At 48.0% G+C, this 13118-nt stretch carries 12 protein-coding genes and 1 tRNA gene; 9 read left to right on the top strand and 4 right to left on the bottom strand.

Features of this window, described 5'->3' with window-relative positions; genetic code table 11:
• Window positions 1-62: 62 nt before the first annotated feature.
• Complete coding sequence (locus tag P2W83_RS06805) at window positions 63-2609, bottom strand: ATP-dependent Clp protease ATP-binding subunit (protein WP_276132956.1); 2547 nt, start codon at window positions 2607-2609, stop codon at window positions 63-65.
• Window positions 2610-2799: 190 nt separating this feature from the next.
• Here P2W83_RS06805 and P2W83_RS06800 point away from each other — a divergent pair, with 190 nt between their 5' ends.
• Together P2W83_RS06800 and P2W83_RS06795 are read left to right on the top strand one after the other, a co-directional pair.
• The gene (locus P2W83_RS06800; RefSeq protein ID WP_276132955.1) at window positions 2800-3174 is read left to right on the top strand and encodes an STAS domain-containing protein; all 375 of its coding nucleotides are present in this window, start codon (window positions 2800-2802) and stop codon (window positions 3172-3174) included.
• A 2-nt stretch (window positions 3175-3176) separates the two neighbouring features.
• The gene (locus P2W83_RS06795) at window positions 3177-4079 is read left to right on the top strand and encodes a ribonuclease Z (RefSeq protein WP_276132954.1); all 903 of its coding nucleotides are present in this window, start codon (window positions 3177-3179) and stop codon (window positions 4077-4079) included.
• 64 nt (window positions 4080-4143) lie between these two features.
• Here P2W83_RS06795 and P2W83_RS06790 read toward each other — a convergent pair whose 3' ends face one another.
• Window positions 4144-4842 (bottom strand): outer membrane beta-barrel protein, encoded by a 699-nt coding sequence (locus tag P2W83_RS06790; RefSeq protein ID WP_276132953.1) that lies wholly within the window; start codon window positions 4840-4842, stop codon window positions 4144-4146.
• Between the two features lie 192 nt (window positions 4843-5034).
• Between P2W83_RS06790 and P2W83_RS06785 the strand changes: the two genes are divergently transcribed.
• The 4 genes from P2W83_RS06785 (at window position 5035) to P2W83_RS06770 (ending at window position 8623) form a co-directional block, all read left to right on the top strand.
• Window positions 5035-5108, top strand: a tRNA-His gene (locus P2W83_RS06785).
• Window positions 5109-5221: 113 nt separating this feature from the next.
• Window positions 5222-5650 carry a DUF3127 domain-containing protein gene (locus P2W83_RS06780; RefSeq protein WP_276132952.1) on the top strand — a complete coding sequence of 143 codons (429 nt, stop codon included), beginning with the start codon at window positions 5222-5224 and terminating at the stop codon, window positions 5648-5650.
• 113 nt (window positions 5651-5763) lie between these two features.
• On the top strand, window positions 5764-7473 hold the full coding sequence (locus P2W83_RS06775) for a DUF4836 family protein (protein ID WP_276132951.1): 1710 nt from the start codon (window positions 5764-5766) through the stop codon (window positions 7471-7473).
• An 82-nt stretch (window positions 7474-7555) separates the two neighbouring features.
• Window positions 7556-8623, top strand: coding sequence for a beta propeller repeat protein (locus tag P2W83_RS06770; protein ID WP_276132950.1), 1068 nt, complete (start codon window positions 7556-7558; stop codon window positions 8621-8623).
• Here the strand turns inward: P2W83_RS06770 and P2W83_RS06765 are convergent.
• Window positions 8617-9015, bottom strand: coding sequence for an RNA-binding S4 domain-containing protein (locus tag P2W83_RS06765; protein WP_276132949.1), 399 nt, complete (start codon window positions 9013-9015; stop codon window positions 8617-8619). The two genes, P2W83_RS06770 and P2W83_RS06765, sit on opposite strands and share 7 nt — an antisense overlap.
• A gap of 47 nt (window positions 9016-9062) precedes the next feature.
• Between P2W83_RS06765 and purN the strand changes: the two genes are divergently transcribed.
• The 3 genes from purN to recO all read left to right on the top strand — a co-directional run bounded on the left by purN (window position 9063) and on the right by recO (window position 12727).
• A complete protein-coding gene (purN, locus tag P2W83_RS06760; protein WP_276132948.1) occupies window positions 9063-9635 on the top strand; it encodes a phosphoribosylglycinamide formyltransferase in 573 nt (190 codons plus the stop codon).
• A gap of 69 nt (window positions 9636-9704) precedes the next feature.
• Window positions 9705-11993 (top strand): type IX secretion system anionic LPS delivery protein PorZ, encoded by a 2289-nt coding sequence (porZ, locus tag P2W83_RS06755; protein ID WP_276132947.1) that lies wholly within the window; start codon window positions 9705-9707, stop codon window positions 11991-11993.
• 2 nt (window positions 11994-11995) lie between these two features.
• Window positions 11996-12727 (top strand): DNA repair protein RecO, encoded by a 732-nt coding sequence (recO, locus tag P2W83_RS06750; protein WP_276132946.1) that lies wholly within the window; start codon window positions 11996-11998, stop codon window positions 12725-12727.
• Window positions 12728-12730: 3 nt separating this feature from the next.
• Here the strand turns inward: recO and P2W83_RS06745 are convergent, their stop codons facing one another.
• Complete coding sequence (locus P2W83_RS06745; RefSeq protein WP_276132945.1) at window positions 12731-13012, bottom strand: DUF6787 family protein; 282 nt, start codon at window positions 13010-13012, stop codon at window positions 12731-12733.
• Window positions 13013-13118 lie beyond the last annotated feature (106 nt).

Here is a 13118-nt window from a genome sequence, read left to right as displayed (position 1 = left end):
AAAAATAAAAAAACGGGCGGTGAATTCACCGCCCGTTGTATCTCTAAAACAATTCCACATGATTACTCAGTCGGAGCTGAGGGTTCTTTCTTAGCAGCTGAGTGGTCGATAGCGAAGGTGATCTTCTTCTCGTTCTCATCGTAGTCAGCATGTACAACGTCGCCTTCCTTGATGTGTCCGTTGAGGATCTCTTCTGCCAGCGGGTCTTCCAGGTATTTCTGGATGGCCCTGTGCAGCGGACGCGCACCGAACTGCGGATCGTAACCCTTTTCAGCAATGAACTTCTTGGCACCTGGCATCAACTCGAGCGAGAAGCCCAGCGTGTTCAGGCGTTTCAGCACGTCTTTCATTATGATGTCGATGATGACGCCGATATGTTCTTCTGTCAGTGCGTTGAAGATCACCACGTCGTCGATACGGTTCAGGAACTCTGGCGAGAAGGTGCGTTTCAGCGCTTTCTCTATCACACCGCGACCAAGATCTTCCGCATGTTCCACTTTGGTAGCTGTTGCAAAACCCACACCTGTACCGAAGTCTTTCAGCTGGCGTACACCAATGTTAGACGTCATGATGATCAGCGTGTTCTTGAAGTCTACCTTGCGGCCCAGGCCGTCGGTCAGCTGACCATCGTCCAGTACCTGCAGCAGGATGTTGAAGATATCCGGGTGCGCTTTTTCGATCTCGTCGAGCAACACCACAGAGTATGGCTTACGGCGTACTTTTTCAGTCAGCTGTCCGCCTTCTTCATAACCTACATATCCGGGAGGTGCCCCTATCAGGCGGCTGAGCGAGAATTTTTCCATGTACTCACTCATGTCCACACGTATCAGCGCGTCATCACTATCAAACATGTAACGTGCCAGTGCACGCGCCAGCTCGGTTTTACCCACACCGGTAGGACCCAGGAAGATGAAGGAACCAATTGGTTTCCTCGGGTCTTTCAGACCTACGCGGTTACGTTGTATCGCTTTTACAATTTTTGCTATCGCTTCGTCCTGACCTACCACAGCACCTTTCAGGTCTTCGCCCATGCGGCGCAGTTTTGCGCTTTCGGCTTCCACCATACGCATTACCGGTATACCCGTCATCATGCTGATCACTTCAGCAATGTGCTCTTCGTGTATCGGGTAGCGTTTGTGCTTGCTTTCTTCTTCCCACTCCGCTTTTGCTTTCTCCAGTTCTTCGCCAAAGCGTTTTTCTTTGTCGCGCAGCGCGGCTGCTTCTTCAAAACGCTGGCTCTTCACCACTTTATTCTTCTCCTGCTTGATGTCTTCTATCTTCTTCTCTAGCTCGAGGATGTTTTGCGGCACATTGATGTTCTTCAGGTGCACACGTGCGCCAACCTCGTCCAGTACGTCTATTGCTTTATCGGGCAGCAGGCGGTCGGTCATATAACGGTCGCTCAGTTTTACGCAGGCTTCTATCGCATCCTGATCGTAGGTCACGTTGTGGAAGTCTTCGTATTTCGAACGAATGTTGTTCAGTATGATAATAGTCTCTTCAACACTTGGTGGCTCAACCAGTACTTTCTGGAAGCGGCGGTCAAGAGCGCCGTCCTTCTCGATGTACATACGGTATTCATCGAGGGTAGATGCACCGATGCATTGCAGATCGCCACGGGCAAGCGCAGGCTTGAAGATGTTCGACGCATCGAGCGAACCTGAAGCGCCACCCGCACCAACGATGGTGTGTATTTCATCGATGAACAGTATCACGTCTTTGTTCTTCTCCAGCTCGTTCATGATCGCTTTCATACGCTCTTCGAACTGGCCGCGGTATTTGGTACCAGCTACCAGCGCTGCGAGGTCGAGGCTGATAACGCGCTTGTCGAACAGTACGCGCGATACTTTGCGCTGTACGATGCGCAGTGCAAGACCCTCTACTATCGCCGTTTTACCAACACCCGGCTCACCTATCAGGATCGGGTTGTTCTTTTTACGGCGAGAGAGAATTTGCGATACACGTTCGATCTCTTCTTCACGACCGACGATGGGGTCTAAATTCCCCAACTCTGCCATCTTGGTAATGTCGCGACCGAAATTGTCGAGTACAGGAGTTTTTGATTTAGCGTTGCCAGCCTGGCGGCGTTGCTGCTGAAACTGGCGACGTTCATCATCCTCCTCGAATTCTTCCGAACCTGGATCGCTACCGTAGTCGGCACGCGGATTCTCGCCCTGCATGAGGCCGAGCTCATTTTTAAAACGTTCGTAGTCAACGTCGTACTGATGTAATATCTGTGTAGCCACGTTTTCTTTGTTTTTCAGGATAGATAGCATCAGGTGTTCCGTTTCAACGGTAGCGCTTTTCAGTGCTTTCGCTTCCAGAACAGTTATACGGATCACCTTTTCTGCTTGTTTAGTAAGTGGGAGGCTGTTGATGTTGGAAAGGGGCTTATTACTCTTGTCCTTTATCGCCATTTCCAGTTCTTTGCGCAGGTCAAACAGGTCTACCTGCATGCTTTGCAACACGCGTACGGCAATGCCTTCGCCCTCGCGTATCAGGCCAAGCAGCAGGTGCTCTGTGCCAATGAAATCATTACCTAACCGCAGCGCCTCTTCGCGGCTGTAGGAGATGATCTCTTTGACCTTGGGTGAAAAATTTGAGTCCATTTAGTAAGTCCTTGTTTTAATAAAGTTAACGATAAAGAGTGGTGGTTCAGTATTGCGTTTGGTTATATCGGTATTCTCTATTAGCTCTCGTTTTTCATTTTAGGTGTACATACAATATACGACCAAAAAGAACGGACGATGTGTTAATTTTAAACCCTGCTTAGCCAACTACTAAAACATTCTCATCCGTATGGAATTCAAAATTGATACCAACCCCACATATATACAGATTACGCCGGTTTTCAACTCGCTGAATGCTAATTTGTCAGGTTCTCTGCGCGAAAAGTGGACAGAACTTACACAATCCGGCAGTCAAAACTTCATTATCGACCTCAGCAACTGCACAACGGCAGATAAAGATGGACTGGAACAACTGGTAGAGTTGCATGCAGAATGTTATAGCAACGGCCAGTCGCTGGTATTTACCGGCGTGCAGGGCGGTGTGCTGCAGCTGATGAAGGATACCGAGATCGATATGGCCATTAACATAGCCCCAACACAAGTGGAAGCCGTGGACATCATCAGTATGGAGATACTGGAACGGGACTTGTTTAATGAAGAATAGTAATGAAGGTCACCATACTCGGCAATAATTCTGCGCTGCCGGCTTTCGGCCGCCATCCTACCGCACAGGTCGTGTCGGTGTATGGCGATGACTTGTTGCTGGATTGTGGTGAAGGCACGCAGGTACAATTGCAGCGGTTTGGTTTTAAGTGGCGGAAAACGCAACACATATTCATCAGCCACATGCATGGCGACCATTATTTTGGTTTGCCTGGACTTATTAATAGTATGAGCCTGCTGGGCCGCACGGCGCCATTGCACTTGTACGCGCCAAAAGAGCTGAAGCCGATACTCGATCAGATACTGACCGTAGCAGATACGGTATTGAGTTACGAGTTCCATTTTCACGAGCTGCCGGAAGGTGCGGCCAAACTGGTGGAGACAGAAAATTTCTCCGTTACCTGTTTCCCGGTTCAGCATCGTATACAATGCCATGGCTTTTTGGTGGAGCGTAAAACCCGCGGCCGCAAAATACTGCCCGACAAATGCAGGGAATTTGAGATACCAGCCTATTTCTACGACCGGCTGAAACACGGCGAAGACTATATACACAAGGATGGCCGGGTGATCAGGAACGGTTGGGTGACAGCAGAAGGACCTGCAGTGAAGCGCTATGCCTACTGCGCCGATACAGGATTTACCGAATCATTCATGGAGTACATCAAAGGTGTGGATACCATATACCATGAATGCACCTACCTGGACGAAGACGTGCAAAAAGCGGAGGCACGTTTTCACAGCACGGCTCGCCAGGCCGCACTGGTAGCGCAAATGGCTGGCGCTAAACAATTGCTACTCGGGCATTTTTCTTCGAAGTACCGCGACCTGGAACCTTTCAGGACAGAAGCTGAGCCCATCTTCCCTAATGTGCAGGTGACGATAGAAGGCGCAGCTTACGAGATTTAAACTTTGTGACATTAAATAGAAAAGCCGGCTGTCGCCGGCTTTTTCCATATTAAGTTTATTCTTTTTAGAGACCTGTGATACAAAGACCCACCTGGTAAGGAGTGATCTTTGGTCCCTGGCCTTCTTTATACAGGTCGGTCAGGTTGTACGCACCGAATACCGAGAAATTACCCCAGCCTAAACGGAGCGTCGTCGCGAAACGCCAGCTTTCGAGGAAGTTTTTGGTATTTACCTTCTCTACAATTTTGGTATCGCCGTCCTTGCTTTTGGTGTGCGCACCTACCAGGGTACCTACACGCAGACCAGCGGCAGCTTTGAAGCCTTTGTTCCTGTTCGCCTGGTTGCCGTAGAAGCGCAGTTCAAAAGGAGCTTCCACATAAGCAGTGGTCAGTTTGTACTTTTTAAAGTTGTCTGTTTCGGCAATGAAACGCGCCTGTTTGGCAATGGTGTCCGTCAGAATTATCTGCTGGTCGTCGAGATAAACGTTTGAAGAACCGATACCGATACCAGCTGCAAAGCTGAAGTTAGATTTAGGACTAAAAGGGAAATCGTAACAGATATAAGCATTGAACGCCCTGCCGAAACCTGTGGTTTTAACGCTATCCGGCGCTTTCCATCCTTCGTATGCTACCTGCAGCATTACAAAATCGCGGGCGGGTTTTTCTACCTGTACTGCAGTATTAGAGCTGCCCTTAACAACATCCTGTGCGTGCAGGGTTGCCGGTAATAATAAGACCGCTGCAAGGGCTAAACGTTTGATCATAGATGGAAATTAGAGCGCAAATATAATGGCTTGGTTATGGAATTTTTGTTAAAACTGTAGTAGAGTTGGCGGTGATGAAAAGTGCCTGGCTAGATAGGTATCGGATCCGGGTCAAACAAAATTGAGTTTTTGCAGGACCAAATCATTGAGAAATCATGAAATTACCCTACCTTTGCTTCCCATTCGAACACGGAGGTTATAGCTCAGTTGGTTAGAGCATCAGATTGTGGTTCTGAGGGTCGAGGGTTCGAGCCCCTTTAGCCTCCCTTCTTTTTAAAGTGCCTTGTTTACAAGGCACTTTTTATTTGGGCTAACCTTTATATTTGCAAACCTCAACAACAGTATACTATTATTTGTTTTATAATTAAATTTTTCTAAAATGAGCTTAGAAGTTACCGGCAAATTATTGGTTAAGTACGATGCGCAACAGGTGAATGACCGCTTTAAGAAACGTGAGTTTGTACTGGAACTGGCAGAAGAGATCAACGGCAACGTGTATACTAACTATGCGAAGATGCAACTGGTGCAGCAGAAATGCGACATCCTGGACCGTTTTAACGAAGGCGATAGCGTAAAAGTAAGTTTCAATATAAAAGGCAACCGTTGGGAACGTGATGGTAAAGTGAACTTCATCACTAACCTGGACGCATGGAGGATTGAAAGCGCTGCTGCAGGTAGCAACATGGCTGCTCCACAGGCTGCACCGGCTTACAACAACTCTTACAACAATAACAATGGCGGCCAACAAGGCACCCCTAACAACTTCTACAATCCTTCTCCTGAGAATGTAGACGACCTGCCATTCTAATATTAATTGTAACCTTTCCGGCCCGCGGCCGATATATAAAATATCCCGTCCCAAAGTGGACGGGATATTTTTTTTAAAACATAACTATTTTTGCCGCGTAAATTCTACTGTTTATGAACCGTTTGAGTACTCTATTACTAGTTATCGTGCTTGGCCTCTCTGCCTGCAGCAGCATGCCCGACCATGCAAAGTATATTCCTAAAGACGCCCTGGTGGTGGTGGGCCTCAACACCAAAGAAATAGGCAAAAAGATGGCCTGGAATGCCATCATGGGGAGCAAGCTGCTGGAAGATATGCAGAAGGAAAAAACCGGTTCGGCGATCTCCGACCCCGCAGAGATAGGCATCGAGATGATGAGCACCAGCTACGTGTACATAAAGGAGGATAAACGTTTCAAAAACGGCAACCGCGTAACCGCGCTCGTACCGCTGGAGGATGCCGCTAAATGGGAGGCTTTCGTAGCAAAGAACTTTCCAGAAGCAGCGATCAAGCCCCAGGAAAAATATAAAGAAGCATTGCTGGCCGAGGGTATGTATGCCGGGTGGACCAAAGACCTGTTGGTGCTTATGAACTCAATAGAGCTGCCGGACGTAAAGCTTTCGCTGGATTCTACGCTTCCTGATTCGTTTGCCATTAAGCAGGTAGCTACCGATGTTACCCAACTGGCGGCGGAGATGGCGACGGCGTTCACCATTACCAAAGAAAATAGTCTTACTGGCAATAACCGTTTCACAAAAATGGAAAACGCCGACCACGACATTACCCTTTGGATAAACTATGACCGGATGATGGGCGAGTTTGCCGGCGCCGGCAACATGATGGGGCTGTCGCTGTCGAATACATTATGGAAAGATGCAGCATTATCGGCGGGATTTGATTTTGAAACAGGCAAAATAGGCGGTGATATCCTGTATTATGTACCTGAGGGCCTGAAGCCTGTAGCCAAGGAACTGGGTAAAACTGATGCCGATAAAGAAATGATAGAAAGGCTGCCGGGCGAAAACCTGGACATGCTGATGGCCTGGCACTTGGCGCCCGAGGGCGTAAAGGGCCTGCTGGACAAAACCGGCATACTGGGATTCCTCAACCTGGCCCTGTCTGGACAAAACCTGTCGGTCGACGAGATATTGGGCGCTTTTAGCGGGGATATGGCCGTATCGCTGAACAATTTCAAGCTGACCGTTGATACCACCAAACATAGCGGAGCGGATACAACCACCCAAAATAAAGTGGTGGTGGTAACCGATTCCACAAATACCCCCGACACCACCGCCAGCAAATACCAGTATTCTGGCGATATGCAGTTTACATACGCGCTGAAGATCGGGAAAAAGGAAAGCTTCAATAAACTACTGCAACTGGCCGTGAAGAGTGGCTCTGTTAAGGCGACGGGGAATAATAGCTATAGCCTGAAGACCGACGGATCGACGGCTACGCTGTTGATAGACGATAAATATTGCGTCATTGCCAACCATCCTGCCAACGCCACCGGCTTCCTGCAAGGCAGCTTTAAGGGCCAGTCCAAGGCCGGGGCAACCGAAATTGCCGGCAATCCTTTCGGGATATTTTTCAACGCCCAAGGCATGATGAACAGCCTGAGCGACGACCTAGTACCTTCAACCGCCGACAAAAGAGCACTCGCCGAAAGCAAAAAACTACTAAAAGACGTGCATTTTACCGGCGGAAGCTTCAGTTCTTCGGCTTTTAGCTATAAAATGTCTATCAATTTCATCAACCAGTCGGAAAACAGCTTGTTGCAGATCATGGATTTTGCCATGCGTATGAACAAAGCCCGCAGCGAAGCGCTGACCGCGCAGAAATAGCCGAACAAACCCGGAGGGCGATTAATACTGTCTTTGTATTAACCATAAGCCTTTGATTTGTTAACTATTTTTTATAAACTTGATGAAATTTTCGTCGATGCGCAATATTTCTGTTGTCTATAAACTTGCAGCAGCAGCTTTTTTGGCCTTTACGGCCCAAAGCTGTAAAAAGCCGAATAACGGAATAGACAATAACCAGATAATTAGTAAGCCTTACAGCCTGTTCCTGGCCGACTCAAGCGGACAGATCGAGTATACCAATGATGGTGATAACTGGAGGACTGCATTTGGATCAAATGGTTCGATAATAAGGGCTATGAGTTTTTCTGATACCAACCTTATCGTTGCCGTAGGCTCAGATGCATTTGTTGCAGCTGGCAAGGAGCTGAAAGGTGGCGATAACTATAACTTCAACCCCATTAGTGGCAGTGTATCGGCAGCTATCAATACGCCGTGGCAGTCAATGATGCTGAACGTGCCTGAACATGACAGGATATACATGGCAGGCAATGTGCCTGGTGGGGTTATCTACAGTGACTCAAGCGGTAAAAGAAATACGTGGCAAAAAGATCCAAATTGGGGATCTGTCAGCCCATTACCAATTGTTACTTCATTTACCCGCCTGGCAGACGGCAAAGTGGTAGGATTTGACCACACCGGTTCAAGAATTTTCTTCAAAACCGGCAGAGATGCTGCGTGGCAGGAAACCAAACCTATGGCAGGACTGCCTACCGGGGGTAAGTTCTTCCTCTCGCACGTAAATAACACCGTTGTACTTGCCGACTCTACCGGCACGAATGGTGTTTGGTACAGCAACAACCTTGGCGCTAACTGGGACAAGTATACCGACCTGCCTGCTGGTGCACAAGTTACCTGCATGACAGCACCGTTTGAACGCTTGTTATTGGTGGGTACAGCTGCTCATGGTATCTATATGGTACCATTGAATAGCACACAATTCCAGAACGTAAGCGCAGGACTTAACCAAAGTATTAATGTTCGCTCACTGTCAGCTAAAAGTGATTTTTACAAGAACAATAGGGTGCTTGAATATGTATATGCAGCTACAGACTTCGGCCTGTATCGCAGCATGGACATAGGCAGGAACTGGATACTGGTAAGAAAAGGTAATTTCGTTTCGGTTTATTGATCGTCGGTATCTCCGTCAAATAATTCATTCAGGTCGCGCCGCTGTTTTTTAGTCGGGCGGCCTGTTTTGCTTAAGCGCTTTCCGGTATAGAAGCTGGAGCTGATACGCTGGTTAAGTTGTTTGTCTTCCTCTGAGGTTAGGTCCACATAATTCTTTATTGCCTCCTCGTAGCCCATACGATTGTGCAGCAGGCCGGTCACCTCAATGGTCCACTTGCGGGCAGGGGTTTTGATGTCATACTTGTCGCCGATGGCCACAGCACGAGCCGGTTTTACGTTTGCACCGTTGAGTTTTACCTTACCCTCGTCGCAGGCCTCGGTGGCCTGGGTACGGGTCTTGAATACCCTGATCGCCCACAAATATTTGTCCAATCGCAATTTCTCGCTGCTCATGAGCCGAAGTTAGGAAATTGCCTGTACTTAGTACCTTTGCCACTCGTATGCACAACTTAGTCATCTTCGCATCGGGTACAGGTACCAACGCACAGGCCATCATCGACTACTTCAAAACCACCGGCATCGCGAAGGTTTCGTTGATAGTTTCTAACAAAGCAGAGGCAGGTGTACTGAACATCGCCCGCAATGAAAACATTCCATCAATCGTTATTGATAGGCAGCGTTTCAACGATCCTGAACTAATAGATGAGATAAAGTCGCATACTCCGGCGCTGATCGTATTGGCCGGGTTCCTGTGGAAAATACCTGATGCTTTAGTTGCCGCATTCCCCAATAAGATCGTCAACATTCACCCTGCGCTACTGCCAAAATTTGGCGGCAAAGGCATGTACGGACACCATGTACACAACGCCGTACTCGAAGCGGGCGATATGGAGTCAGGCATTACCATACATTATGTGAACGAAGTATACGACAGTGGCAATGTCATAGTACAGGCCCGCTGCCTGGTAAACAAAGGCGAAAGTGCCGGAGATCTTGCCGGTCGCATCCATAAACTGGAACACTTCTTCTTCCCAAGGACGATAGAGTTTTTGCTAGCTAACGCAGGCAAATAGCGCGCCGGGCAATATAGGAAGGCCGTCCTACGTTTATTTCAGTACATTTGATAACTGCATTCTACACTTATGAACTGGAATATACGCCTGGCAGCATTGTCTCTTGCCGTGTCTTCATTTTCCCCGGCATTTTCGCAGGATCGTCCCATTGGCTACTGGCGAGCGCATATGCCTTACAATAAGGCCGTGAGCGTGGCTTACGATGGCACGACAATATACGTAGCTGCCGAAAAAAGCTTTTACACCAGCAATACCGTTACCAACGAGATCACCCCATATAGCAAGGTGGAAGGCATGTCGGATGTAGGTATGGCTTATATCGGTTATGATAACAAGACAAAAACAGCCGTGCTTGCCTATGCCAATAGCAACATCGACCTCTTCCAGGATGGCAGTTTTTATAATATCCCGGATCTGAAGCTAAAGTCGGTTACGGGTTCGAAAAACATCAACCACATATTCACTGAGAACGGCCTTGCCTACTTAAGTACGGATGTGGGCATTATCGTGATCAACCTGGATGACCGTGAGATCAAGGAGAGTTACACCTTCTCGGTAAACAACCAGGTGATACCGGTTACCGGCGTTACTACTACCGACAATGAAATATTCGCCTCCACTCCAAAGGGCCTCTATTCTATCGGCAAACAAAGTCTTGCGATACAGAATTTCGCTTCGTGGAATAAGCTGGATACGAGCAGGAATTTTATCAGCATAGCCTCTTCGCAAAACAAGGTTTTTGTTACCGCTGCTGATAGCCTGTTTGCCGTTGAGAACAACAGTTTGAAGTTTGTTTACCGCACAGATACACTTACCCGCCATATAGACCCTGCCAAAGACGGTATCTGGATCAGCGAGAACTTCAAGACATTTAATGGCGCTGTTAAGCGCATGAATGTGAATTACGTGCTGGTTGATTCATTCACGACAGACGGATTCTCAAAACAGGTAGTCGAGATCGAAGGTGGCGCGACTTACATTGCCGATGAACTCAGCGGACTGAAAAGACGCAACCTGACCAACGGCAGCTATTTCAACACTGATATTCCCGAAGGTCCTACCACGCATACCTCATTTGATATATACGCGAAGAATAAAGAACTGTGGGTTGCGCACGGCGGATACGATGAGCGCTGGATATACACTTTCAACCGTTCGGGCTTTTCACAGTTCAAAGACGAGAAGTGGAAACCCTATAAAATGTTTGACTACCCTCCGTTTGGCGACAGCACTTTTGACTTTGTAAAAATTGTGAAGGGCCCAGATGGAAACGTATACGCAGGTTCGAACCAAAGCGGCCTGTTCGTGCTAAAAGGCGACGGAACGTACGAGATCTTCAAACAAGGATATTTTGACGAAAGCTTTGGCGCCGGTGGTACTTACCGTGTATCGGGGTTGGCATTCGATAATAAAGGCAACCTGTGGATGAATGTTTTTGGCGGAGTACACGAGCTCGTGGTGAAAGCTAAAGACGGCAACTGGTATCAGTATTCAGTGCCTTACTCAAGGCCTTATCCTAATGCCGCAGCGAATGTCATCATCGACGATAATGGCCAGAAATGGTGGGCATCCCCTCGTGGTGGTGGTGTTATCGTGTATGACGATAACGGAACACTCGATAATACTGTTGACGACCAACATATCCAGTTGGTGTCAGGAAAAGGAAGCGGCGGCCTGCCCGACAATGAAGTCTTCGTGCTCGCCAAAGACCAGAACAACTCGATCTGGATAGGCACGGCAAATGGTATAGGTATAGTTAATTGCCCGGGCTCTGTGATGAGCAGGCAATGTGAGGCTGAATTGCGCGTAGTACAATTTGACGAGTTTGCCGGCTACCTGTTCCAGAATGAGCAGGTACGCGCCATAGCTGTAGACGGTGGCAACAGGAAATGGGTAGGCACTAACAATGGCGTTTGGCTGCTGTCGCCGGAAGGTGATGCGATACTGATGCGTTTTACTGCAGAAAACAGCCCGTTGCCATCTAATAATATCCAGACAATATCGATAGACCCAATTACCGGCGACGTTTATATAAGCACTGAAGAAGGCTTGGTAAGCTTTAGGGGTACGGCTACAGAGGGCAGCGCAGAAAATACTAACGTTCTAACCTTCCCGAACCCAGTACCCAGTGGCTACAATGGCACTATCGCTATAACAGGATTAGTTGAGAATGCGGATGTGCGTATCACTGACATTTCTGGTCAGCTGGTATTCAGGACAAAGGCAAATGGTGGCCAGGCTACATGGGATGGTAAAGACTACACAGGCAGGCGTCCTCAGTCGGGTGTTTACCTGATATTCGTTACCAACCGTGACGGATCGCAAACGCACGTAGGCAAAATGGTGTTCATGGAGTAAATATGGTGCAAAAAACACAGGGGCTTGTTTTACGCGCGCTGAAATATGGTGAAACAAGCCTGATAGTAAACATATTCACCCGCTTATATGGTGTACAGAGCTACCTGGTACAGGGAGTACGAAGCGCCAAACAAAAGCAACAACGTGCCGGACTGTTACAGCCCGGCATGTTGCTTGATATGGTGGTGTACCAGAAGCAGCAGAACCTGCAGCGCATCAAAGAATTTCAGCCTGCTTATATCTACCAGTCGCTGCATGAGCAGATAGTTAAAAATAGCATCGCATTGTTCTCGGTAGAAGTGCTATTGCGCATATTGCCGGAGCATGCCTCCATGCCTGAAGCGTACGATTTCAGTTTTGAATACCTGAAACAGCTGGATGTAAAGCCGATGTCGGATGTAGCAAACTATCCGATATTTTTCCTGGTGGCCATCGGCCGGCTGATGGGGTTTGACATTAGTGGAAACTACAGCAGCGAGACCCCTCACTTACATTTACAGGAAGGCGTATTCGCTTCCAATCCGCCGGCAATACCCCCATACTTAAGTGATGCCGAGTCAAAGGCGTTGTCGCAGCTTTTGCAATGTACTGATATGGAAGCCCTGAAAACAGTGGGCATTAATTCGCAAATGCGGTTCAACCTGCTGGACTGGTATCTTGAATTCCTGCACCGGCACACCCAGCACTTTGGCAATGTCAGGTCTCTGGAGGTATTGCGCGCGATACTGCACTAAGCATCATTTTGTGATGCGCATTCTGCGGGCGATACGGGCCAGATAATTTTTAAAGAAGGGAAACTGGCCGAGCGGAATGCTTACTATGAGTACACAAAACGGCCAAAAAATGGTGATCAGTGCAATATACAGGGCCACCCACACTGCTCCTTTTTCAAACTCAAAATATTCGAGCACTTTACGCCCCAGGTAGCCGCACAAACTGCCGCCAATAGCGAACGTACACAGTATCAGCAGAAGCTGTATACCGTTTACCTTCCATTTATCTTTCAGCTTGTCGAACATATAACACTGGCCTGGATCGGCCGCGGCAAAGCTACGGCATTTCGACCAAGGTATTTTTAGCTCCTAGTTATAAGCATATAGTTGCACAGATGTTTTAATTTGCTGT

The sequence above is a fragment of the Polluticoccus soli genome (genome assembly GCF_029269745.1).
In the GTDB taxonomy this organism is placed as follows: Bacteria; Bacteroidota; Bacteroidia; order Chitinophagales; family Chitinophagaceae; genus Polluticoccus; species Polluticoccus soli.
This window is presented reverse-complemented; position numbering and strand designations above follow the sequence as displayed.